Annotated in this window: 19 protein-coding genes; 17 read left to right on the forward strand and 2 right to left on the reverse strand. The window is 42.8% G+C overall.

The genetic code is table 11. The annotated features are described in order from the left end of the window. The first annotated feature begins 47 nt into the window (after window positions 1-47). Window positions 48-491 (forward strand): NusG domain II-containing protein, encoded by a 444-nt coding sequence (locus ACYVLS_RS06390; protein ID WP_460322588.1) that lies wholly within the window; start codon window positions 48-50, stop codon window positions 489-491. Between the two features lie 41 nt (window positions 492-532). Here ACYVLS_RS06390 and ACYVLS_RS06395 read toward each other — a convergent pair whose 3' ends face one another. Continuing rightward, window positions 533-1,525: an L-lactate dehydrogenase gene (locus ACYVLS_RS06395; RefSeq protein ID WP_460322590.1), complete on the reverse strand. Its 993-nt coding sequence runs from the start codon at window positions 1,523-1,525 to the stop codon at window positions 533-535. A gap of 166 nt (window positions 1,526-1,691) precedes the next feature. Here ACYVLS_RS06395 and ACYVLS_RS06400 point away from each other — a divergent pair, with 166 nt between their 5' ends. Both ACYVLS_RS06400 and aspD read left to right on the forward strand, forming a co-directional pair. Beyond that, window positions 1,692-3,653, forward strand: coding sequence for an alpha/beta hydrolase family protein (locus ACYVLS_RS06400; protein WP_460322592.1), 1,962 nt, complete (start codon window positions 1,692-1,694; stop codon window positions 3,651-3,653). Between the two features lie 379 nt (window positions 3,654-4,032). Continuing rightward, window positions 4,033-5,619: an aspartate 4-decarboxylase gene (gene aspD, locus ACYVLS_RS06405; protein WP_460322594.1), complete on the forward strand. Its 1,587-nt coding sequence runs from the start codon at window positions 4,033-4,035 to the stop codon at window positions 5,617-5,619. Between the two features lie 63 nt (window positions 5,620-5,682). Here aspD and glmS read toward each other — a convergent pair whose 3' ends face one another. Continuing rightward, entirely contained in the window at window positions 5,683-7,491 is a 1,809-nt protein-coding gene (gene glmS, locus ACYVLS_RS06410; protein ID WP_460322597.1) for a glutamine--fructose-6-phosphate transaminase (isomerizing), read from the reverse strand. 407 nt (window positions 7,492-7,898) lie between these two features. Here glmS and ACYVLS_RS06415 point away from each other — a divergent pair, with 407 nt between their 5' ends. The 14 genes from ACYVLS_RS06415 to ACYVLS_RS06480 all read left to right on the forward strand — a co-directional run bounded on the left by ACYVLS_RS06415 (window position 7,899) and on the right by ACYVLS_RS06480 (window position 24,471). Then, window positions 7,899-8,504 carry a hypothetical protein gene (locus tag ACYVLS_RS06415; protein WP_460322600.1) on the forward strand — a complete coding sequence of 202 codons (606 nt, stop codon included), beginning with the start codon at window positions 7,899-7,901 and terminating at the stop codon, window positions 8,502-8,504. Between the two features lie 135 nt (window positions 8,505-8,639). Continuing rightward, complete coding sequence (locus ACYVLS_RS06420; protein WP_460322602.1) at window positions 8,640-9,041, forward strand: hypothetical protein; 402 nt, start codon at window positions 8,640-8,642, stop codon at window positions 9,039-9,041. Between the two features lie 111 nt (window positions 9,042-9,152). Continuing rightward, the gene (gene pth, locus ACYVLS_RS06425; protein WP_460322605.1) at window positions 9,153-9,713 is read left to right on the forward strand and encodes an aminoacyl-tRNA hydrolase; all 561 of its coding nucleotides are present in this window, start codon (window positions 9,153-9,155) and stop codon (window positions 9,711-9,713) included. Window positions 9,714-9,736: 23 nt separating this feature from the next. Beyond that, the gene (gene mfd / locus ACYVLS_RS06430; RefSeq protein ID WP_460322608.1) at window positions 9,737-13,291 is read left to right on the forward strand and encodes a transcription-repair coupling factor; all 3,555 of its coding nucleotides are present in this window, start codon (window positions 9,737-9,739) and stop codon (window positions 13,289-13,291) included. 33 nt (window positions 13,292-13,324) lie between these two features. Then, entirely contained in the window at window positions 13,325-14,383 is a 1,059-nt protein-coding gene (locus ACYVLS_RS06435) for a MazG nucleotide pyrophosphohydrolase domain-containing protein (RefSeq protein ID WP_460322611.1), read from the forward strand. Beyond that, complete coding sequence (locus ACYVLS_RS06440) at window positions 14,380-14,646, forward strand: RNA-binding S4 domain-containing protein (RefSeq protein ID WP_460322613.1); 267 nt, start codon at window positions 14,380-14,382, stop codon at window positions 14,644-14,646. The genes ACYVLS_RS06435 and ACYVLS_RS06440 overlap by 4 nt, the downstream gene beginning before the upstream one ends. Window positions 14,647-14,874: 228 nt before the next feature. Next, window positions 14,875-15,312 (forward strand): FtsB family cell division protein, encoded by a 438-nt coding sequence (locus tag ACYVLS_RS06445; RefSeq protein ID WP_460322616.1) that lies wholly within the window; start codon window positions 14,875-14,877, stop codon window positions 15,310-15,312. A 110-nt stretch (window positions 15,313-15,422) separates the two neighbouring features. Beyond that, window positions 15,423-15,857: a S1 domain-containing RNA-binding protein gene (locus ACYVLS_RS06450; protein ID WP_228586753.1), complete on the forward strand. Its 435-nt coding sequence runs from the start codon at window positions 15,423-15,425 to the stop codon at window positions 15,855-15,857. Window positions 15,858-15,940: 83 nt separating this feature from the next. After that, window positions 15,941-17,353, forward strand: a complete 1,413-nt coding sequence (gene tilS, locus ACYVLS_RS06455; RefSeq protein WP_460322619.1) for a tRNA lysidine(34) synthetase TilS — start codon at window positions 15,941-15,943, stop codon at window positions 17,351-17,353. Further along, window positions 17,353-17,928 (forward strand): hypoxanthine phosphoribosyltransferase, encoded by a 576-nt coding sequence (gene hpt, locus ACYVLS_RS06460; RefSeq protein ID WP_460322621.1) that lies wholly within the window; start codon window positions 17,353-17,355, stop codon window positions 17,926-17,928. Before tilS ends, hpt begins: the two co-directional genes overlap by 1 nt. A 181-nt stretch (window positions 17,929-18,109) precedes the next feature. Further along, window positions 18,110-20,251 carry an ATP-dependent zinc metalloprotease FtsH gene (gene ftsH, locus ACYVLS_RS06465; RefSeq protein ID WP_460322624.1) on the forward strand — a complete coding sequence of 714 codons (2,142 nt, stop codon included), beginning with the start codon at window positions 18,110-18,112 and terminating at the stop codon, window positions 20,249-20,251. A gap of 78 nt (window positions 20,252-20,329) precedes the next feature. Further along, entirely contained in the window at window positions 20,330-21,220 is an 891-nt protein-coding gene (gene hslO / locus ACYVLS_RS06470) for an Hsp33 family molecular chaperone HslO (protein WP_460322626.1), read from the forward strand. A 194-nt stretch (window positions 21,221-21,414) separates the two neighbouring features. Next, window positions 21,415-22,917 carry a lysine--tRNA ligase gene (gene lysS, locus ACYVLS_RS06475; protein ID WP_460322628.1) on the forward strand — a complete coding sequence of 501 codons (1,503 nt, stop codon included), beginning with the start codon at window positions 21,415-21,417 and terminating at the stop codon, window positions 22,915-22,917. Window positions 22,918-23,184: 267 nt separating this feature from the next. Then, window positions 23,185-24,471 carry an AI-2E family transporter gene (locus ACYVLS_RS06480; RefSeq protein WP_460322629.1) on the forward strand — a complete coding sequence of 429 codons (1,287 nt, stop codon included), beginning with the start codon at window positions 23,185-23,187 and terminating at the stop codon, window positions 24,469-24,471. The last annotated feature ends 544 nt before the right edge of the window (window positions 24,472-25,015 follow it).

Below are 25,015 nucleotides of genomic sequence, written 5' to 3' on the forward strand. Positions count from 1 at the left end.
ACAGATTGGCCCGTGCTTTCTATAAAGAATGAAAGGAGCACAGTCAGATGATTGAGAGAATTAAATTCCATTTGAGAAATATGAAGCCGCTGGATATCATCATAATCGTCTGTCTGTTCATTGCTTCTTTTATTCCGCATATCGTATATGGCATTCAATTGGGTAATATTGATGAGGATGCACGGATCGTTGCGACAGTTAAAGTGTCCGGTGAGGAAGTCTACCGTGTTGAGCTCAGTGAAGAAACGCCTCATGAAGAATTTCGTCTGGAACCCGCTGAAGGTCAGTATAATATTATTGAAGTAGACGGAACCCGTATAAGGAACCGGGAAGACAACAGCCCTGACCAGCTGGGAGTCAGAAGAGGCTGGATCAGTCAGCCGGGTGAGACCGCAGTTGTTCTTCCGCATCAGCTGATTATTGAAATCCATGCTGAGAATCAGGATGGGGATGAAATCTACGAGGAAGAAGACATCATTATACCTATGTAAAAAAGCAGCGCAGTGACTCAGTCACTGGCTGCTTTATTTTTTTAATCTGAAATAGTAAATCCTAAGTCTGGATTCTTTTCGAGCACTTCTTTCAGGTGTTTACGAATCACATCAGCGGAATGCTTCATTTTCTCTTTTTCAGAATCATTCAGCGGTATTTCAACAATTCTCTCAATACCGTTTCGATTGACAATGGCCGGTGAACCAATATAAATATCTTCCTGTCCATATTCGCCTTCTAGGTAGACTGAAAGGGGCAGGACAGCATTCTCATTGCTGAGGATGGCACGTGTGATACGTGCTAGAGACACACCGATACCATAAAAAGTGGCACCTTTACGTTTGATAATTTCATAAGCAGCATCCCGCACTGAGAAGAAGATGTTGACGAGAGCCTCTTCATCCGTATCCGGATTATTTTTCAACCATTCATTAATCTGCAGGCCTGCAACGTTGGCATGTGACCAGACTGGAAATTCTGTATCGCCGTGTTCTCCGATAATGTAGCCATGGACATTTCGTACATCGACATCCAGAAGGTTAGCTACAGCCTGTCTGAAACGTGCACTGTCCAGAGAGGTTCCGGAGCCGATGACCTGATTGGAAGGCAGTCCTGATAATTTATAGACAGCGTATGTCAGGATATCCACAGGATTTGTCGCTACCAGGAATATGCCATTAAAACCACTGGCCATTACTTTTTCCACCACATCTTTAGTGATACGCAGATTTTTTTCGGTCAGATCGAGTCTGGTTTCGCCTGGTTTCTGTGAAGCACCTGCAGTATAAACGACTAAGTCTGCATCGTGACAGTCTTCGTAGTCCGCAACGTATAGCTTTTTAGGAGCGGTGAAAGCAAGAGCACTTTCCAAATCCATGACATCTCCCTCGGCTTTTTCTCTGTTTACATCGATAATGCCGAGTTCCTGTCCAATATTCTGATTAATCAAGGCATAAGCGTAACTGGAGCCGACTGCTCCGTCCCCAATCAGAATAATCTTCTGCTGTTTTTTCAATTCAGTCATCTTTACCATTCCTTTCTATAATCACTCTTATTATAACACAGGTTACCTCAAAAAAATGAGACACAAGGATTAAACAGTTTGAGAAATTTGTACATTGACGAGCTGTTTATTAAATGAGAAAATAATTATAGTTTTAATTACAGTTTAACAAATCGATGTGAAAAGGACGTATAGAATGAAGACAATTACAGCAGATACATTATTTGACTTGAAAAATGTCTCGCAGCCACTTGCTGCTGCCGGCAAATACTTTTACCTTGAAACACGCACAGATAAAAAAGATAATCAGTACAGTTCGTCTTTGTACAGCATTCATCCTGAGTCTGGTGAACGCGTTCTATGGGTAGATGAGGACATGAACCCCTCATCGGTTAAAGCATCCCCTAACGAAAAGTGGCTTAGTTTTATAGCCAAAAATAAGGATAAGAAACCCCAGGTTTTCCTTATGCCGGTTAAGGGCGGAACAGCTTTTGCTTTGACTGATGAAAAAGAAGGCGTCAGCTCATATGAATGGGTCGGAAACAGTGGATCAGTATACTACCAGACGACTCAAAAGCCTGAAGACAAGCAGGAGAACAGCGATGAAAAGAATAAAAAAGAAGAGGTAAAACCTGTACCGATTACGAAGCTGCAGTACAAGATGGACGGTCAGGGTATTACTGAAACGGACCGCAGCTACCAGATCAAAAAAATCAGTGTGGCCGCGAAAGAGTCTTCTCTGGTTCTGGAAAAAGAACGTCCGATTCGTCTCCAGTATGTCAGTCGAGATGAAAGCTATCTCTTATATGTGGATAAGCTGAATCCTGAAGATGAGTGGGTATACGGTGCCAGTGTCTATGAGTATGCTATTGCAGAAAAATCCGCGAAGTTAATTACGAAGGAAATACCGGACGGCAGTTTCTCTTTTGAAGCAGTGAATGCCTCAGAAACCCACTTCCTGTTTACCGGGAATGATTTCTCGCATGCCTTTGTTACTCTGAACAGTGTCTACTTATGGAACAGAGAAGAGCGCACCTTTAAAGAAGTATCCGTTAAAGATAAGTATGCAGGGGATTTGATTATCGGAGACTTCCAGCAGAAAGTAAAGGGCTTCCCGGTTAAATGGCTGTCAGATGATGCCTTCATTTACCCTGTAACAGAGCACGGAAAGCTGCTGCTCTATAAGGGGGATACAGAAGGCAAGCAGACCTGTCTTGTTGACAAGGAATGGCACATTACAGACGGGGATATCGTCAATGAACAGACGGCAGTGGTGACGTACTCAGATTTAACGACCCCATCCCGTCTGGCATCTTTGAATCTTGAAACTGGCGAAGTGACAAATGTGTATAACCCCAATGAAACTGTGGAAAAGGATCTGACTTTCTCCACACCCGAACGGTTCTGGTACAAAGGAGCCGATGAGTGGGATATTCAAGGCTGGTATGTGCCGCCTGTTGAAAAGAAAGAGAAGCACCCGGCTGTTCTGTATATTCACGGCGGACCGCAAGTGTGTTATGGAGAGAGCTTTTTCCATGAAATGCAACAGCTTGCATCTAAAGGATATGGCGTTATTATGCTGAATCCTCGAGGAGGAAACGGCTACGGGCAGGAATTTGTCGCCTCTATTTTGGGAGATTACGGCAATAAGGACTATGAAGATCTGATGCTTGGTACGGACGCTGTTCTAGACAAGCATCCAGAAATTGATCGAGAGTCCGTATTTGTAGCAGGCGGAAGCTATGGCGGCTTTATGACTAACTGGATTGTCGGGCACACAGACCGGTTTAAAGCAGCAGTGACACAGCGTTGTATCTCCAACTGGGTCAGTTTTTACGGCACAAGTGACGTAGGAGCCTTCTTTGTTGAGTTTCAGCTGAAGCGAGATGTCTCTCAGATGGAAGACTTATGGAAGATGTCTCCTTTGGCATTTGCCCAGAACTGCAAGACCCCACTACTGATTATTCATGGACAGGAAGACTTGCGTTGTCCACAGGAGCAGGGTGAACAAATGTATACCGCAATGAAGAAACATGGTGTCGAAACGAAGATGGTACTGTATCCAAAATCAAGTCATGGTCTATCCCGTGAAGGCCTGCCGAACTTGAGAATTGAACGACTTAATGAAGTCAGCAATTGGCTGGACACTTATCAGTAAAATTTAAATGAAGACTTCCTTAACGGGGAGTCTTTTTTTAGTATTAATAGTGCTTACTGAAAATCTATACTAAGAATCGGACAATATAAAACCAATGACTCGAAACTTTACCCGGTTAGCAGAATATTAAAGGATTACTCACTATAGTCGTTGATATAACTCTGATTATAATAGCGAAATTAAAATAGCTTGATTTGTGATTATTTTAACAAACTTTTGCGTTTTTTGATTAATGTAAGTACTCTTACAAACAAATGAGAATTGCATAAAATCGGATTAAAACTTGGGCATTATCCTAGGGGATAGTGAGGGCGTTTGTTATACTCATTAACAACTAAGAGCCGCACATACAGGCCTTAATAAAAGAAGGAGTGGAACCTTGAAGCAAGAATTAGAGAGTTTAAGTCCATTTGAGTTGTCACTATATTTGGAACGTCGTATGGGATCACAGAAGAAAGCCAAAGAGTGGCTTAATGCAGGAAGAGGGAACCCGAACTGGACTGCACCCATACCGAGAGAAGCGTACTTCCTCCTCGGAGAGTTTGCAACCAAAGAGACAGTCATCAAAGAAAAAGAATCTTTAGGCACGAAAATTAAGGACAAGAGTGGACGCTCTGACCGATTTGAAACGTTTTTGGAGCAGAGAGACTCTGACGGATCAAATCTTTTGAAAGAAATCTGGAACGAAGGTACCCATTTGATGGGCATGCCAAGAGAACAGTGGTTAAATGAAATGCTGGACTATAGTATTGGAGATAATTATCCGTATCCTGAACGTGTACTTAGGGCCTGCGAGCAGCCGATTAAACAGTACCTTCATCATGAACTGTTTTCAAAAGACTCTGTTCCCTTTGATATCTTTGCGGTAGAAGGTGGAACAGCCGGTATAGTTTACACGTTCAAGTCACTGGTTAATAATCACTTGCTTGAGCCCGGAGATAAAATTGCGCTGATGATTCCCACCTTTGCCCCATATATGGAAATACCGGAACTACCTGAATATGGTTTTGATGTGGAATACATTCGCTCAGAAATGATGACGATAAACGGCCAGTCCAGTTATCAGTTTGCTGAAAAAGAACTGGACCGATTAAGAAATCCGGAAATTAAAGCGGTCTTTGTCGTTAATCCGAGTAATCCGACAGCGAATTCCATTTATGATGATTCCATCGATCAGATGAAGGATATTGTGGCAAAAGACAATCCGGATCTGATGATTCTTTCGGATGACGTGTATGGAACATTTTTGAAAAAATTCACATCTCTATTTACTGCTTTACCATATAATACAGCCTGTATTTATTCGTATTCTAAATATTTTGGTGCGACAGGCTGGCGAATAGGAACGATTGCTCTAGCAAAAGATAATGTCTTTGACAGGCTGTTGAAAGAACTGCCGGAAGACAAGTTAGAGGAACTGGATGAACGCTATGGGACGCTTACATCCGACCCGCGTGCCATTTCCTTTATTGATAGAATGGTTGCCGACAGCCGTTCTGTTGCGTTAAATCATGCAGCAGGTCTTTCTGCGCCGCAGCAGGTCATGATGACTTTGTTCAGTTTGTATGCTCTACTGGATGAGACAGACAAGTACAAAGACGAAGTGATGCAGGTCTGCCAGAAGCGCGGCCAGCTGCTGTATGAATCCATCGGTTTAACCATGCCTATTGAAGAATACAATACAGCCTATTACTGTGAGATTGATTTTGACTGGTGGCTGACTAAACGTTATGGTACAGAATTCAAGTCCTTTATTCAGGAAAATTGGACGATGACCGATATTGTTGCCAGGCTGGCGGAAGAAGAACGTCTCATGCTGCTGAAATCCGAAGCTTTCGGATCAAGCAAGTGGACGGTGCGCGTGTCTCTGGCTAATCTGGAAACGAAAGCTTACAAGGAAATTGGTACCCGAATTAATGCGATGATGGACCGGATGTATGAACGTTTTCTTCTAATCGAAGAGTAAATAAAAAACAGGATGCTGACCCTCTGGGCCGGCATCCTGTTTTTAAAGTTTTAACTGAAAAGTTTATTCTACAGTTACTGATTTTGCAAGGTTACGAGGTTTATCCACATCGTTACCGCGGTGAAGGCTGCAGTAGTAAGATAAAAGCTGTGTCGGAATGACACTGACTAATGAAGACAAGAGAGGGTTCACTTTCGGCATGACAATATGATCATCGGGACGGTCCAGGCCATCCATGGAAATAACCATTGTGTGAGCGCCACGTGCTTTCGTTTCCTGAAGGTTACCACGTGTATGACCAGCAACACCTTTTTCAGTAACTAAAGCAATCACGGGTGTTCCTTCTTCGATAAGAGCAATGGTACCGTGTTTCAGTTCTCCGGCAGCAAAACCTTCTGTTTGAATATAGGAAATTTCCTTCAATTTCAATGCCGCTTCTAAGGCAACATGGTAATCCATTCCGCGACCGATATAAAATGCATTTCTAGTGATGCTTAAGAAATCAGACGCAAGGGATTCGATGGTATCTTTTTCATCGACCAGCGCCTGCATCGCATTGGCAACAATACCTAGATCCTGAATCATAGTCGCTTCTTTAATCAGTCCTTTTTCTCTTCCAACAACTTCAGACAGTATCGCAAGTACAGCAATTTGAGCTGTATAAGCTTTTGTTGATGCGACAGCGATTTCCGGTCCAGCATGCAGCAGGAGAGTATAGCTTGATTCTCTTGACAGAGTAGAGCCGGCGACGTTGGTAACTGTTAATGACGGGTAGTTCATTTCATTCATCTTAACCAGCACTTGACGACTGTCGGCTGTTTCTCCACTTTGAGAAATAAAGATGAAAAATGGATTTTCCGGCAGCAATGGTGTGTTGTAGCCGAATTCACTTGAAACATGAACCTCTGTCGGGATATTGGTCATTTCTTCTATCAGTTGTTTACCAACGAGTCCGGCATGGTAGCTTGTTCCAGCAGCAATGATGTACACGCGGTCAGATTTCATCAGTTCAGATACAATAGCTGGATCAATTGACAGGTTACCGTCTGCGTCCTGGTATTTCTGAACCAGTCGACGCATAACTGCCGGCTGTTCATCAATTTCTTTCAGCATATAATAAGGATAAGTACCTTTTTCAAGATCATTGGAATCCAGTTCAGCTGTATAAGATTCTCGTTCAATGCGTTCGCCGGAGTAGTTTTCGATACTCAACTCGTCCTTAGTAACAATAGCAATTTCTTTGTCCATCAGTTCAACAAATTGATTGGTTTCTTTTATCATTGCCATGGCATCCGAACAGATAACGTTGAAGCCGTCGCCTTTACCTAGAAGCAGAGGGCTCTTGTTCTTAGCAGCGTAGACCACTTCTGGATCAGTATTATCAACCAGTGCAATGGCATAAGATCCTTCTAAAGCAACAATCGCTTTTTTAAAGGCATCAATGGTGTCTAAATCTTCCGTTTCAGAGAACCAGGCAATCAGTTGTACAATTATTTCTGTATCTGTCTCACTGACCAATTCAACGTCTTCCAGGTAAGCATCTTTTACTTCCTGATAGTTTTCAATTACACCGTTATGAACAATTGTAAAGCGGCCATCAGTCGACTGATGCGGGTGAGCATTACGCACGCTTGGTTCACCGTGTGTTGCCCAGCGCGTATGCCCGATTCCGGCATTTGCCTCAACTGAGTTATCCACTTTATCTCGCAAGGCTGCGATTCTGCCTTTTTCTTTAAATAGATGTCCGTTGTTTTCTTCATTAATAACATAAATCCCCGCTGAGTCGTATCCGCGGTACTCCAGTTTCTCTAATCCGTGAAGTAAAATTTCCTTTGCATCTCTTGATCCGATATAGCCTACGATTCCGCACATATCTAAATCCCTACTTTCTATATTTTTGTCGAAGACCACTATGTAAAGTGGTATAGTTGTGAAAATCATGCGTGTTTGTTTGGTATACTTTGATAAGCAGTATAATAATATAGGCAATTAATATAAAAGTCAACGCTTTTATCTCGCTTATTATAAAGTGGTATAGCTGGAATACTTTAGTTAATAAAAAATAAGTAAAGAGACAGCTTTATACATAATAAGGAGGATAGGCTTTATAGTCAACACTCAGGGCTTAAAATAGATGATATTAACGTGCTTTTTACATGAAATGTAAATAAATTGTCATCATTTTTCATCTGTGGTATGATTACTTCGAGCGAAACAGATAGTTTATCTAGTTGTCTCTTTATAAATAGAGGCAGTAAATTAGGAGGGAAAATGAACAGATGGATTATAAAAAATTAATAGGTCTACTGGCGGTTTCTACACTTGCCTTAGCAGCGTGTGATACTGATGAAGATCCTAGTCCGGATCCGGATATTGATGGAGTAGACGAAGATGAAGAGTTGAATGGAGACGTAGACTCATCAGACGAAGATGCTGACGACGTTGATACCGACGAAGATGCAGATACAGATGAAGATACTGACACTGATGATGAAGGTGAATCTTCCGGTCAAAGCGCCCACGATATCATTGACGGTATTGGAAGTGACTTAGGCTATACATCAAGCATTGAACTAGAAATTACAGGCGGAACTTGGAGCCAGGACGGTTATGTCTTTACTCCTGAAGATGGGGAAGCGACTGTAAACGGTTCGGCAGCTGCTGAAGACGATGTTTATGCATTTGTTCTTCAAGAAGGTGAAGTAGTCGACAAACCTGAAGTAGAAGATGGCGCATTTACTTACACAGCTTCTGCTGAAGATGAAGACCAGGAATATCAAATCGGTGTATCCGATGAAGATTTATGGGAAGTCGGCGATGAAGGCGACCCTGAAGAATTAGTCAGATGGGAAAATGTCATTATCCTCGCACCTGACAGCGAATAATAATAATAAAACCAGAGAATTCTCTTGAGCGAGGAGATTCTTTGGTTTTTATTTTGTTATACTTTCTTCATGTTTTTTATACTCTTTTTGATGTATACTTTACGGAAACCAATTAATTAAAGGACTGACTGACTTATGCAATGGCTTCAAAAAATACTGTTCTATATGAACGGTCGATATGGCTACGATGAATTCTCAAAATTCCTGATTATATTAGGGCTGGTCTTTGGAATTATGTCAAACTTCGCTGGCGGCATATGGGTATCTGCTGCAGGTATCGCTATTATTGCTTTTGGCGTATTGAGAATAGTGTCCAAAGAAAAGAATAATAGATACAAGGAACTGACTAAATACCTGGCAGTAAAACATAAAGTTCAGCACATCTATCGCAAAGGCAAAAACAGATGGGTGCAGAGAAAAGCTTATAAATTTGTGAAGTGTCCAAACTGTAAGCAGAAATTGCGTATACCCAGAGGGAAAAAGAAACTGAAAGTGACCTGTCCTTCCTGTAAACAGTCATTTATTAGAAAAAGCTAGGCGGTAAAGCCGATTGAAAGAAAAAATTGTGATATAATATAAAATAAAAACTGGACGAGCTTTCGTTCAGCTTTTTTGCATGTAAAAAGAGTTTAAGGAGTTAAATAAAATATGAAACTAATTGTCGGACTCGGAAACCCAGGGGCAAAGTATGCTCAGACGAAGCATAATATTGGCTTTATTACTCTGGACGAGATAGCTTACCAGAAAGGCTGGGCCTTCAATCGGAGTAATTTTGAATCTGTTTATGCAGAAGGCCTGGTGGGTACGGAAAAAGTAATGTTAATTAAACCTCAGACCTACATGAACGAGTCAGGTCGTTCAGTTAGCCAGTGGCTGGATTACTATGATTTGACTGAAGATGATCTGACTGTCATTTACGATGACATGGATTTGCCTGTTGGTAAAATCCGTCTGAGACAAAAAGGGGGGGCCGGGGGACATAATGGCATTAAAAGCCTCATTGATCACCTCGGAACCAAACAGTTTAACCGCTTGAGAATTGGGGTAGACAGACCGTATGAGAGTCAGTCGGTGGTGTCACATGTGCTGAGTCCCTTTCACAAATCGGTGCATGAAGAGGTGCTTTTCTCCGTCAAAAAAGCGGCCGACGCTGCGCTTTACTGGGCAGAAGGAAACACATACGCTGACACAATGACGCGATTCAATTAAAGAAAACAAAAAGGAGAGCAAAAGTGGCTGATTTAAATACATTGTTAAGTGAGCAGCCTGCTGTCAGAGAAGTTTTTGATTTGGTGAAACCAGGGCAGAAACAACTGATTACCGGACTGGCAGGATCTGCGCGCACACTTATATTAAAGTCGTTATTTGAAAAGCAGAATGAACAAGTAGTGGTCGTGACGCAAAATGTCTACTATGCCAATCAATTATTAGCCGATTTAACTGGTCTCATACCTGAGGACCAGCTTTTTCTGTTTGCAGTAGATGACATGATTCATGCAGAAATGTCCATATCTTCACCGGAGTCACGAGCTGAACGCGTCAAGGCACTTGACTTCCTCTTGTCTGGACGCCCGGGTGTGGTTATCACGCCACTGGCGGGGGCAAGGAAGTTGCTTCCAGAGCCGGAACGCTTTAAACAGTCGGAACTGACTTTCCACCTAGGTGACGAGGTAGACAGAGACCATATTCAGCGCAAGCTGACTGAAATGGGATTCAGGCGTGAACAGAAAGTATCAGCGCCGGGCGAGTTCAGTATTCGCGGAGGCATTGTAGATGTTTATCCTCTAACCGAAGAGTTCCCCGTACGAATTGAACTCTTCGATGTGGAAGTAGATTCGCTTCGCTATTTCGATGCTGATTCACAGCGCTCTCAGCAGACCATCGAAGAGGTCAAGCTGATTCCGGCGACGGATACACTCTTTTGCATAGACGATAAGGACAGAATTGTTAAAGCATTAAGTCAATCTTTGACGCAATCACTCAAGAAGATGAAAGACGAAGAAACAAAGGAAAGCCTCTCGCAGACAGTTACCACACTTTTGGATGCGCTTGAAAATGAAGAGTATTCGGAAGAGCTGGTGCGCTTTGCAGATTTTCTTTACGGTCAGACCAATACGCTAACCGATTATATGTCGGAAACCGCCATACTGGTGATGGATGAGTATCCGAGAATCATTGAGAATGAAGCACGACTGGATGAGGAAGAAGCCGATTGGGTGACGTCTCAGCTTGAACTGGGGCACGTCCTGCATAATCAGGCATTTTCTCATCATTTTAGAGACAGCCTTAAGCAGGTAACTCAGAGTCAAGTGTATTTCTCCCTCTTTCAAAAAGGAATGAAGGGGCTGCATCTGAATGCCATTCATCCTTTCCAGTACCGGACCATGCAGAAGTTTTTCGGTCAGATGAATCTGGTCAAAACTGAGATGGAACGCTGGCAGAAGCAACACTATACTGTAGTAGTAATGACGGAAGATGACGAACGGGCTGAGAAAGTCAATCAGACCTTGTTGAATTTTGAAATCCCCAGCACCTTGGCGGATAGCAGTAAATTGACACGAGAAGCGATTCAGGTTGTCAGCGGGACGGTTCAAAACGGCTTTGAGCTCCCGCACGAAAAACTGGCCGTTTTGACAGAAAAAGAACTCTTTAACAGAATCCCGAAGAAAAAAGCCAGACGTCAGAATCTGTCCAATGCAGAAAGACTGAAAAGTTATTCCGAGCTGAACAAAGGTGATTACGTGGTGCATGTCAACCACGGAATCGGTCAGTTTACCGGGATGGAAACGATGGAGATAGGAGGCGTTCACCAGGATTACTTGAGTGTCGTCTATAAGGATTCCTCCAAGCTCTTTATTCCGGTCACCCAGTTGAACCTGCTTCAGAAGTATGTGTCCTCCGAAGGAAAATCGCCTAAACTGAACAAACTAGGTGGGACTTCCTGGGCGAAGACGAAGAAGAAAGTTGCTTCGCAGGTAGAGGATATAGCGGATGAGCTGGTTGAACTATACGCTGAACGTGAACGGAAAAAAGGGTACGCCTTTTCAAAAGACAATGCTTATCAGAATGAATTTGATGATGCTTTTCCTTACACTGAAACCCCTGATCAGTTGAGAACAATCAAAGAAGTGAAGAAAGACATGGAAAATGACAAGCCAATGGATCGCCTGCTTGTAGGAGATGTGGGGTACGGTAAAACGGAAGTGGCGATGCGGGCAGCCTTCAAGGCCATCCAGGACGGCAAGCAAGTAGCTTTTCTGGTTCCGACTACTGTCCTCGCTCAGCAGCATTATGAAACGATGCTCGAACGCTTTGCGGATTTCCCTGTCGAAATTGGTCTCTTGAGCCGCTTCAGGACAGGAAGCCAGTTAAAGGAAACCGTCGACAAGCTGAAAAAAGGGCGCATTGATGTAGTCGTGGGGACACACCGAGTTTTGTCGAAAGACATTACCTTTCAGGATTTGGGTCTACTAATTGTGGATGAAGAACAGCGCTTTGGAGTGAAACATAAAGAACGTCTGAAGCAGCTGAAAAACGAAGTGGATGTGCTGACACTGACTGCAACGCCTATTCCTCGAACGCTGCATATGTCGATGCTTGGGGTAAGAGATTTATCCGTTATTGAGACGCCGCCGGCTAACCGGTATCCAGTCCAAACGTATGTAATGGAAATGAACGGACTGGTGGTAACGGAATCAATCCAAAGAGAAATGGCTCGTGGCGGTCAAGTGTTTTATTTGCATAATCGCGTCAGTACCATTGAAAAACGAGTCGATGAAATCCAGCAGCTCGTACCGGATGCGCGTATTGCGCATGCCCATGGACAAATGACAGAAGTGCAGCTGGAAAATGTGCTGTTTCAGTTTATCCAAGGGGAGTATGATGTGCTGGTCACTACCACCATTATTGAAACTGGTGTGGATATTCCCAACGTTAATACACTGATAGTTGAAGATGCAGATCATATGGGGCTGTCCCAGCTTTATCAACTGAGGGGACGCGTGGGGCGGAGTAGCCGAATCGCCTATGCCTACTTTATGCATCAGCCGAATAAGGTCTTAACAGAAGTCAGTGAAAAACGCCTGCAGGCCATTAAGGACTTTACCGAACTAGGTTCAGGATTTAAAATAGCCATGCGGGATTTGGCCATCAGAGGAGCTGGAAACCTCCTAGGTCAGCAGCAGCACGGCTTCATTGACAGTGTTGGTTTTGATTTATACAGTCAGATGCTGGAAGAAGCTGTTGCGAGAAAACGAGGCGACAAGGCTGTCAAGAAAACACTGGTTGAAATTGATTTATCACTGGATGCCTATATTCCCGGAACCTATGTAGCCGATGAGCGGCAGAAAATTGAACTGTACAAGCGAATCAGACAGTTTGAAAGTGATGATGACTATGTTGAACTGCAGGATGAGCTGATTGATCGATTCGGCGAATACCCACAGGAAGTCTCAGACCTGCTATCAGTCGGTTTGCTGAAAATGTACAGTGAGCGTGCTCTGATTGAGCAGATTAAACGCGATGGCAATAAAATTTCAGTCATCTTCTCCAATGCGGGAACATCACGACTGCCGCTGCCGGAAGTCTTTAAGGCCTTGAAGGATGTTCATTTGAAAACAGATATGCAGGCTGAAGAACGTCTGACAATAGAGTTCAAGTTGACCAGACGGACAACAGAAAATGAATTCCTGGATGCCTTGACTGAATTTACTCGAAATACAGCTAAACAGCTTGCAGCGAATGAGAAAGCCGAAGAAGGTTCTGGAAAAAACGAGACAGTGGAATAAAAAATAATTAGTATAAACTTGACGGGAGGCCATATGAATAGGATACGAATCGTCAATGTGATGTCAGCTGAGAAAAGGGAACTGTCCCCCTTTCTGCCTGACTTGCTGAAAGAATACAAACACATCTGGGTTAATGCCTCTGCAAAAGACTTAGTGAGTGAGCTTGTTGAAAAAGAACTGCCTGATGACAGTATCAGTGTAAAAACTTTGCAGAACAATAATGATGCAGACAATTCAGATGACAGCATTGCCAAAGAATTAAGCCGCGCTGCCGACAAGGGTGATGTGCTGTATGGAATCATCGGCCATCCGCTAGTCGAGGAAAGTGCTGTAAAAAAAGTCGCGAAGCTGGCTCAACATGTTGAGCTCACTTTGGAGGGAACCGCTGAAAAGTCGCTCATATCATTACTAATTAATCAGCACTCCGAAGGCTTCCAGCTGCTGCCTGCTTCTCAACTGAATGCTGACACAGTCCAAACGGGTCAGCACGTGGTCATTAACCGGTTGTCTTTAAATGCAACGGTCAGAGAGGCCGGTTTAACGTTGAAAGAAAAGTATCCAGCTGATTATGAGTGTGCATTCTTAATTAAAAAGCAGAAGAACACTTATCGTCTTCGCTGGCTCAGTTTACAGCAAGCAGCTATGTTTACAGATGAAGAGCTGGAAGAAGCAGATGTACTGTATCTTCCACCTTTGGAAATAGATGAACAGATAAGGTCTCTTTCAACACTGCAGTACTATATAGATGAAGTGACTGGCTCTGGCGGGGACGTCTGGATAAGAGAGCAGACTGCCCATTCCCTTATACAGTACCTCCGAGAAGAAACAGAAGAATTAGTAGAAGCCATTAAAAAAGAGGACCGGGAAAACTGGAAAGAGGAACTGGGTGATGTGCTTGTCCAGATACTCTATCAGACCAGCATTGCCGAAAAAGCCAATCAGTTTACATTTGAAGATGTGCTCGAAGAAATTAACCGTAAAATCAGAAGGCGCCACCCGCATGTGTTTGATGGTGTCGAAGCGAACACCCCCGAAGAAGTAGACGCTCTGTGGCAAAAAATAAAACTGGAAGAAAAGAGGCTGAAAAAATGAGACTGGATAAATTTTTAAAAGTATCCCGAATTATAAAAAGACGATCAGTAGCGAAAGAAATAGCGGATAAAGGCCGCATCCTTGTAAATGACAAACCGGCAAAATCATCGACCAATGTAGCTGTTGGCGATGAACTGACCATACATTTTGGAAACAAAACGCTGGTAGCCAAAGTTGAAGACATCAGAGATACGACTAAAAAAGATGAAGCGAAAGATTTGTATACCATTGTAGAAGAAACAACCAAATCAATCGATGATTAGTAAGCAATCGAGTAACTAAATGCCATACAATTAAGTGTGCCGTCCATTTTAAAAAGGGCCGCACACTTTTTTAATAGACAGTTAATCTTCAGCAGGGGTGTCAAAGACAAGCTCATAAGCTGAAGTAGAATGTGACAATATCCAAAACACCTTAGTTCCAGCTTTTAATGGAGGGGGTTTCTTGCTATACTTTATTCACCAGACGTGCAAAAAAAGGAGCAGTTACTTATGGGTGATAAAAAGCAGCGTATCAAACACTTGAACAATTCTTATGCTGAGTCAAAAACATTGGAGACATTTCGTGCACAGAAACATAAAAGAAAGCTGAAAAGACGCATGCAGTTTATTGTAGCGATCGGTCTTTTACTGGTATTGCTGGTAGGCAGTTCGCTCATAAAAAGTTACATAAGGCTTCAGGAACTTGATGAACAGCGCGTCGTTGCTGAACAGGAACTGGAATCGCTTGGTCTTCAGCAGGAGGAGCTGGATTACTATATCAGTCTTCTTGAAGATGAGGAATATGTCGCAAAACTTGCCAGAAGCGAATACTACCTCACTAAAGACAATGAAATCGTCTTTAGTTTCCCAGACGACAGAAAGCCTGACCATTTGGAAGCAGCAGATGAAGGAGACGAGCTGGACGAATTAATAGAAGAAGATGACTAAGACACGAACATTACCAGGGGAATTGGTAATAATCTTTATGTTACACCTTTATTATGAAAATTTAACATGGTATAATGAATCCAAATTATTTAGGAGGCAACTTAGAAAACATGTCAATTGAAGTGGGAAGCAAAGTAGAAGGTAAAGTTACGGGTATAGCGAATTTTGGTGCATTTATCGATTTAGGCAACAACAAAACCGGTTTAGTGCATATCAGTGAAGTATCGGATAGTTATGTAGAAAACATTAACGAAGAGCTTGAAGTAGGTCAGACCGTTACAGTTAAAGTATTATCCATTGCACCTGATGGAAAAATCGGCTTGTCCATCCGTAAAGCGCAGGATAAACCGGCTGAAGAGCCTACACGATCAAAAGCACCAAGTCGTGAGCGCCAGAGTTCTTCCAACAAGCGCAGCTCAGCTCCTAAAAAACAGGACTTTGATTCATTGATGAGTTCTTTCCTTAAAGACAGCGAAGACCGCTTGACTTCAATTAAACGTAATACTGAAAGTAAGCGCGGCGGACGCGGTGGAAGAAAAGGTTAATTTAGAATAAACCATAAAAAAGGGTTTAGGGTGAGTCCCTGAACTCTTTTTAATTGTCTGATTACAGAAAAAGGGGTGAGCGAATGGCGTTACTCTCTGATTTTACCAGCCAGGTGAGCGAAGCGTATTACTGGGAAACAAACCAGACTGTGATTGTAGGCGTTTCGGGTGGCCTCGACTCCATTGTGCTGCTGGATATGCTGGTTCACCTCCCTCAAAAACTGAAGCCTGCTGTACACGTGGCGCATATCAACCATCAGCTGAGAAAAGAAGCTGACGAGGAAGAGGCTTTTGTGAAGCAGTTGTGTGCAGCTTATGATGTACCTTGTTCTATTCATAAATGGGACCGAACGCTTCATCCAAAGGCGGGGATAGAAAAGGCCGCAAGAGAAGTGCGGTATACTTTTTTTGAAAAAGTAGCCAAAAAGCACAAGAGTTCAATTGTTTTGACTGCTCATCATAGAGATGATCAAGTGGAAACAGTACTGATGCGGTTTGTAAGAGGGAACTCACTTGATGAACTTACCGGGATGGAAAGAAAAAGACAGGATAACAAACTGACGATTATTCGTCCGCTGCTCTCTTTTTCAAAAGACGCTTTGCATGATTATGCTTTAGACCGCCAGTTGACCTGGCACGAAGATCAGACGAATCAGTCTGACGACTACACCAGAAACAGATTCAGACATAAAGTTCTACCTATGCTCAGGCAGGAAAATGACCAGGTGGATGAGCACATTTTTACATTTGCTGAGGAGATATCAGGACTATTAAGTCTGGTTGAGCCACTTGTTAATGAGAAACTCAGTCAGACGATGGTGCTTTCGGAAGAAGAAATACAAATTGACCGGAAAGCTTTCCTCGAACTGGATATGCAGCTTCAAAAGAGAGTGCTGGAGCAGGCTGTGAAAAACTGGTCGGAACAGGATGTTTATCTAATGAAACGAAATCATTCAGCGCTGCTGATGGACTGGCTGAAATCCTCGCCTCCGCATTCTTCACTAAACTTGCCGAATGGCTTGTTTGCAGTGAGAGAGTATGAAGCAGTGCGGCTGACTTATGAAATGGCCAGCCACCTATCTAAAGGGGACTGGCCAAGTACTCGCGAGCAGTACGAACTCTCACCGGGTCACCGGGTACAACTCTCCAATGAAGAAGCAATAAGTCTGGTGAGTCTGGACACGTTTAATGCTTTATCTAACGGAAAAGCCACGCGAGTCATGTACCTGAATTTAAAAGACGAGCAGCTCCCGCTGACCATCAGACACCGCATGAATGGAGACCGGATGACCGTGAAAGGCATGAAGGGAACCAAAAAAGTTAAAGACATCTTTATTGACCAGAAAGTTCCTTTAAAAATGAGGGATGAGGTATGGGTCGTTACTGACCAGACAGACGATATTTTATGGCTCATAGGCCACAAAGAATCTGCATTGTCACTTGACCCTATAACTGATACAATAAGCTACGTACTTGTGTACGAATACAAAAAATAATGACCAATAAACGATTAAATGATGAAGGAGACGAACTAATGAAAAAAGATATGGAAAGCATTTTAATTTCTGAAGAAGAAATCCAGGAAAAAGTGAAAGAACTGGCTGGCGTATTGAAAGAAGAATATGATGGGAAAAATCCTTTGTTAGTTGGTGTATTAAAAGGCGGACTGCCTTTCATGGCTGACCTGATAAAACATATGGACATGTATCTTGAAATTGATTTTATGGATGTATCCAGTTATGGAAACGATACAGTCTCTTCAGGAGAAGTTAAAATACTGAAAGATCTGGACACAAATGTAGAGGGACGTCATGTCCTCTTTGTGGAAGATATTATTGATACAGGCGGCACATTAGCGTATCTTAAAGACTTATTCAAATACCGTAAAGCTGCATCTGTTAAAATCGTCACACTGCTGGACAAACCCACTGGACGTAAAATTGACATCAATGCAGACTGGGTAGGTTTTACCGTTCCGCATAAATTTGTTGTCGGATATGGACTGGACTACGCTGAAAATTACCGTAATCTTCCTTTCATTGGTATCCTGAAACCGGAAATTTATCAGTAAGCTGAGTCATTCCCCTTCTCTAAGAAGACTCGCACGCTGACTTTCGCTGTGAAATCGGGAAACGTCAAACAAAATTCATAGTCAAAAAAAGTCAAGTGTGGTAACATAGTGGGGTATATTATTTTAAGTAAGTAATCTTAAAGTTTAAACATTTAAACTAAGTAGATAGATGGAGGATGACATGAAGAAAGGATTTTTCAAAAGTGGCCTCTTCTACGTCATCGTGTTTCTTGCAGTTATCGGAATTGCAAGTTGGGCGACTAGTGGCGGTCAGGATCAGGCATCAGAAGGCGTAAGTTCGACTGAATTTATTGAGTTTCTGGAAGAAGATCGAGTAGAGGAATTACAAATACAGCCCACTGCGGGAGTGTATGAAATCAGAGGACAATTTCGTGAAGGACAGGAAGTAGAAGTTGAAGAAGACCAGAATGTTACGATATTCGGTGGTCTTGATCAACAGGAAACGACCCGCTTCACGACATTTATTTTAGTTAACGATACAGTAGTAGAAGAAATGTATGGATTGGCACGGGCAAACGATGTCAATATCGTTTCCATAGAAGAGCCCACAACAGGTATCTGGACAAGCCTGCTGTTCTCATTCCTGCCACTCTTGCTGTTTGTCGGATTCATTTACTTTATGATGGGTCAGGCCGGACAAGGCGGCGGAGCAGGTGGAGGCCGAGGGGTTATGAACTTCGGTAAATCCAAAGCGAAAGAAAGCGATGCGAAAACAAGTAAAGTACGCTTTTCTGACGTAGCTGGTGCAGATGAAGAAAAAGAAGAACTAGTGGAAGTTGTAGAATTCCTTAAAGACCCAAGACGCTTCGCGAACCTTGGTGCACGTATTCCTGCCGGTGTTCTCTTAGAGGGTCCCCCTGGTACAGGTAAGACACTTCTTGCAAAAGCTGTAGCGGGTGAAGCCGGTGTGCCGTTCTTCTCTATATCCGGTTCGGAATTTGTAGAGATGTTTGTCGGTGTCGGTGCGAGCCGAGTGCGTGATTTGTTCGAGAACGCCAAGAAGACTGCGCCGTCCATCATCTTTATTGATGAGATTGATGCCGTTGGACGCCAGCGTGGAGCTGGAATGGGTGGCGGACACGATGAACGTGAACAGACGCTGAACCAGTTATTGGTTGAGATGGATGGATTTACGGGTAATGAAGGTGTGATTGTCATTGCCGCGACTAACAGACAAGACGTACTGGATCCGGCGTTACTCAGACCCGGTCGTTTTGATAGACGTATTATGGTTGGCAGACCGGACGTTAAAGGCCGTGAAGCTATCCTTAAGGTACACTCCAAGAATAAGCCGATTTCTCCGGATGTTGATTTGAAAGTCATTGCTCGTCAGACACCTGGATTCTCGGGTGCGGATCTTGAAAACCTGCTGAACGAATCAGCTCTGGTTGCGGCCAGACGTGACAGTAAACAGATTGAAGAGATGGATCTTGATGAAGCGCATGACCGAGTTATTGCAGGTCCTGCTAAGAAAGACCGAGTGATTTCCGATACAGAGCGTGGAATGGTAGCGTATCACGAAGCAGGTCATACAATCGTTGGTCTGGTCTTAAGCGATGCACGTATTGTTCATAAGGTGACTATTGTTCCTCGAGGACGTGCTGGTGGTTATGCGATCATGCTTCCGAAAGAGGATCGCTTCCTGATGACGAAAAAAGAGCTGTTTGAACAGATTGTTGGACTATTAGGTGGACGTGTAGCTGAAGAAATCATTTACAATTCTCAGTCAAGCGGTGCCTCCAACGACTTCCAGCAGGCGACTCAAATTGCCCGAAGCATGGTTACTGAATATGGTATGAGTGACCTTCTGGGTCCTGTACAGTATGAAGGCGGGGGTCAAGTATTCCTTGGACGAGACTATTCTCAGTCGAAGGCTTACTCTGAACAGTTTGCCTATCAGATTGACCAGGAAATTCTGCGTATCCTGAACGAAGCACATGCAGAAGCTAAGCGTATTCTGGAAGAGCACAAAGATGCCCATGCACTTATTGCTCAGAAACTTCTGGAAGTAGAAACCCTGGATGAGAAACAAATCAAGTCTCTATTTGAAGAAGGCGAAATGCCTAAAAAAGACAAGAAAAAACCGTCCGAGTTTCCTCGCGAAAGTGAAGAAGCCGAACGTGACCCTGAAGAAGAACAGATAGGAACATCTTTTGAAGAGGTTAAAGCGGCAAGAGAAGAGAAAGAAAAAGAGCGAGAAGAATTATATGAAGATGATGATTCTGATTCTAATAAAGAAAAAGAAGCCGATTCATCTGATATAGATAAAGGCGCAGACGAAGACGACGAACCAAAAGAGTAACACCTAAAGAAGAGGAGGCGATTTATAGCCCTCCTCTTCTTTCAATGTAGAAAGCATTCTAAAAAGGACGTGACAATAGTGTCAGATAAATTGATTAAAGCCTTAGGCTACAACGATCAGATTAGAGTATATGTAATAGATGCTACAGATATGATAAGAGAAGCGCAGATAAAGCACGACACATGGAGTGCTGCGACAGCGGCTCTAGGTCGAGCAATGGTTGGAACAACCTTGCTGGGCGCTACGTTAAAAGGCGAAGAAAAACTGACTGTCCGTATTGACGGCGGCGGCCCGGTCGGCTATCTGCTGGTCGACAGCAACGGCAAGGGGGAAACTAAAGGCTACATCAAACACCCGCAAGTCAGCCTTGACTTAAACGCGCAGGGTAAACTGGATGTCAAAGGAGCCGTCGGAACAGATGGGATGCTGACAGTAAGCAAGGACCTTGGGATGAAAGAGGCCTTTGTTGGCCAGGTTCCTCTAGTCAGTGGTGAGCTTGGCGAGGACTTTACCTACTATATGGCAAATTCCGAGCAGGTGCCTTCCGCTATAGGTCTTTCTGTACTGGTAAATCCGGATGAAACAGTTAAAGCAGCAGGAGGTTTCATGATTCAGGTTCTGCCGGATGCAGAAGAAGAAACGATTGCCAAGCTTGAAGAAACCATAAGCAACCTTCCACTGGTTTCTCACCTCATGGATGAAGGAGAAAGTCCGGAAGAGATACTTGAACGCTTGGTGTCTGATGGAACGGCTCGAGTAGTCGATACTATGCCTGTTTCCTTTACGTGTGACTGTTCAAAAGATCGCTTCAGAGATGCTTTGGTCACCCTGGGCGAAAAAGAACTGCAGGAAATGATTGATGAAGATCACGGAGCAGAAGCGGTCTGTCATTTCTGCAGAAGTGAATATCATTTCAGTGAAGCCGATTTGGAAGAACTGATTGAAGAAACGAAAAAGGCAAAAGAGTAATCGTTTGTCACGCTGATTTGTCTTTAAGACTTTAATCAGTTATGGTAATATAGTTCAGAATGAATGAAAGACTACTTTGAAACTGTGTTTTAGGCCTATCGGACCTGCCAGCAGTTTCTGTGAATGAGTTTAAATAGGTAGAAGGAAAGCACATAATTTAAATTAATTAGAATGAATGAAATGGAGTGACTTAGGTGTCTGAAGAAAACGTTAATCAAGAAACAGTTACGGACCAGATTCTCGTTCGACGTGAAAAGATGAATGAACTGAGAGAACGTGGAGTGGACCCTTTTGGGGGACGCTATGAACGGTCTCATTTTTCAAGTGACCTGCATGATTCATATGAGAGTGAATCCAAAGAGTCCTTATCGGAAGCGGGTATAGTTGTTAAAGTTGCCGGTCGAATGATGACCAAACGTGGAAAAGGTAAAGCCGGATTTGCACACTTGAAAGACAAGAACGGATCCATTCAACTGTATGTCAGAAAAGATGCAGTAGGAGACGAGCAGTATGAAAGTTTCAAGACAGCCGATTTAGGCGACTTCTTTGGTGTAGAAGGAACAGTAATGAAAACCAATACGGGTGAAGTGACGGTCCGTGCAACTAACCTGACTTACCTTTCTAAAGCACTCAGACCCATGCCTGACAAATACCATGGCCTGACAAATGTTGAACAGAAGTACCGCCAGCGTTACCTGGACCTGATTGCAAATGAAGAAAGTTATGACCGCTTTACTAAACGCAGTCAAATCATTCAGGAAATCCGTAACTACTTGAATAACCTGGATTACCTTGAAGTGGAAACACCTCTCCTGCACAATTTAGCTGGAGGAGCAGCTGCACGACCGTTTTCTACTCACCATAATGCGCTGGATATGCAGCTCTACTTGCGTATTGCGATAGAACTGCACCTGAAAAGACTGATAGTCGGCGGCATGGAAAAAGTCTATGAAATCGGCCGAGTGTTCAGAAATGAAGGAATTGACACCACGCATAATCCGGAATTTACTATGCTGGAACTCTATACTGCTTTTCATGATGTCGATGATGTCATGGATCTGACTGAGAACTTGATTCAGTCCGTAGCAGAAAAAGTGTTGGGCACTCCTGAGATTTCTTATGGCGAGCATACGATTAAAATTGCTGAAAAATGGGATCGTCGACACATGGTTGATCTGATAAAAGAAGAAACGGGTATTAATTTCTTTGATGATTATTCTGACGAAGAAGCTCGCGCACTGGCTAAAAAGCACAATGTCGAGATTGATGATTACGCCACCTTTGGCCATGTTGTGAATGAATTCTTTGAGAAGTTTGTCGAGCATACTCTGATTCAGCCAACTTTTGTATACGGCCATCCCCTGGAGATTTCGCCATTGGCAAAGAAAAACCAGGAAGATCCGCGTTTTACCGACCGTTTTGAACTCTTTATTGCAAAACATGAATATGCGAATGCCTTCAGTGAGCTGAACGACCCAATCGATCAGCGTGAACGTTTTGAAGCGCAGATGAAGGAAAAAGCTCAAGGGAACGATGAAGCACAGGAAATAGATGAAGACTTTATTGAAGCTCTTGAATACGGAATGCCTCCAACAGGCGGACTCGGAATCGGTATTGACCGTCTGGTTATGCTCTTGACGGACTCACATACTATCCGTGACGTATTGCTTTTCCCGACAATGAAGAACTTAGATTAATATAATATAGAGAAAGGCATTCAGTTTATGATGCTTTTTTTCTATGTTTAAAATAATCACTTCACTGGTCTGAACTCTCTCTGAATAGGTGAATGTACTTCCTGTTCAGCTGCGTAGTGAGTGTTCCATTTAAGCCTGCAGCCAGTTAAACTGGCAATCGTAACCACTTATCTCATAGGCTCAGGTGATTTTCCTCGTAATTAGTAACAGACTATTATAAAATTAACATAAACACAGCTTATTAATTTGTGGAAAGAGGGAGAAAAAATGAAAAAGACAAGGTGGATAAATTTCCTGGGTGGAAACAACTTGCTGTATAGCTTAGTTGTCCTTATTTTACTTGGAATCATATTCTTTTTATATAATCAGGTTGAATACTTATTTACACCTATTCTAGTCATTGTATCGAATATACTTATGCCGTTTGTGATTGCACTACTACTGTATTACCTGTTTAGTCCTTTTATAGATTACCTGGAAAAGAAAAAAGTAAAGAGGATTTATGGTGTAGCCATATTGTACATGCTCCTAATTGGACTAATGGTAGTTGGCATTGGCTCACTCTACCCACTCCTGCGTGATCAGGTCAGCAGCTTTGTGGAAAACATCCCGGAATTTACAGAATCTCTAATTGATTCTGTGACAGGCTGGGTAGCGACTCTGCCTTTTGGAGAAGAAATTGAATCTTTCATTGAGGAAGGGGAAGGCTTTATCGCCTCGATTCCTGATAATTTAGATCAGTATCTGACTGACGGCTTTAGCGGACTATCTACATTTATGAGTGGCTTGACAAATGTTGTGGTGACCATCATCACATTCCCTATTATCCTGTTTTTCCTTCTAAAGGATGAAAAAAGATTTTTCTACGCAGTCCTAGGGATTGTTCCACCTAAATGGAGAGAAGATCTGATTCGAGTATCATCCGAAGTGAATTCACAGGTTGGTGCCTATGTGAAAGGCCAGCTGATTATTGCTTCTTCTATCGGGGTCATGATGTTTATCGGTTTTACCATAATCGGGCTGGAATATAGCGGAGTGCTGGCAATCATAGCAGGTTTCACTTCCATTATTCCTTATATTGGTCCTACTCTTGCCTTTATTCCTGCTCTGGTTATTGCCCTAATGGACTCCTGGTGGATGGTAGTCCAGCTGCTTTTGGTTTGGGCAGTCGTTCAGTTCATTGATGGGAACCTGATTGAACCGAATGTCATGGGTAAACAATTGAACGTTCACCCGTTGACAATCATTATCGTATTACTGGTTATGGGTGATCTCCTTGGGCTTTTCGGTCTGATATTCGGGGTGCCGATTTATGCCATATTGAAAGTAATCGTCGTTCATATGTTCCAGCAGTTTAAAAAACGTTACAATAAATACTATGGGAACGTGGCGGGTGAATATGAAGTCAAACCAATTGAGTTAGCAGTGAGTGGCAATAGAAAGACAGATCCGCAGCTCAAACGAAACATTCAAATTGCCAGACTAAAGAATAAGAAAGAGCATAAAAAAGCTGATAAAGAAAACGAAAATAATGAAGAAGACAAAGGTGAGTAGTCAGCCGAATTGATATAGCAAGAAGTTCCCGGACCTGTAAAAAGGGTGCGGGAACTTTTTTAAGTAATTTTCAAATAAATAAAAGAAATATGTTGACGGGATTTGTAATCGATGGTATTATTAATCTCGTTGCTGCAAAACACTGATGTGTTTAAGTGACAAAATTAAATTCTAAATTATTGTTGACTCTCAGTTAACAATGAGTTATAATTAAATAGCTGTCATACGAGCGGAGGTAACGCTTACAAATTTGATTGATTCAAATTAAATTCCAAAAAAGTGTTGACGTCGAATCGAAACGATGGTATGATATAAAAGTTGCTGCTAAACGCGGTAACGACAAACGAATGAGATAGATCTTTGAAAACTGAACAAAGTAGAAACAACCAAATGTGCAGGTGTCTTCGGTTCAATCTAATTGAATCAAGACAACACAACGAGTTAACACAGTTAACTCACAATTTTTAAATGAGCTTTTCAAACTTAAAACGAGAGTTTGATCCTGGCTCAGGACGAACGCTGGCGGTATGCCTAATACATGCAA

This window comes from Alkalibacterium psychrotolerans (assembly GCF_054784355.1).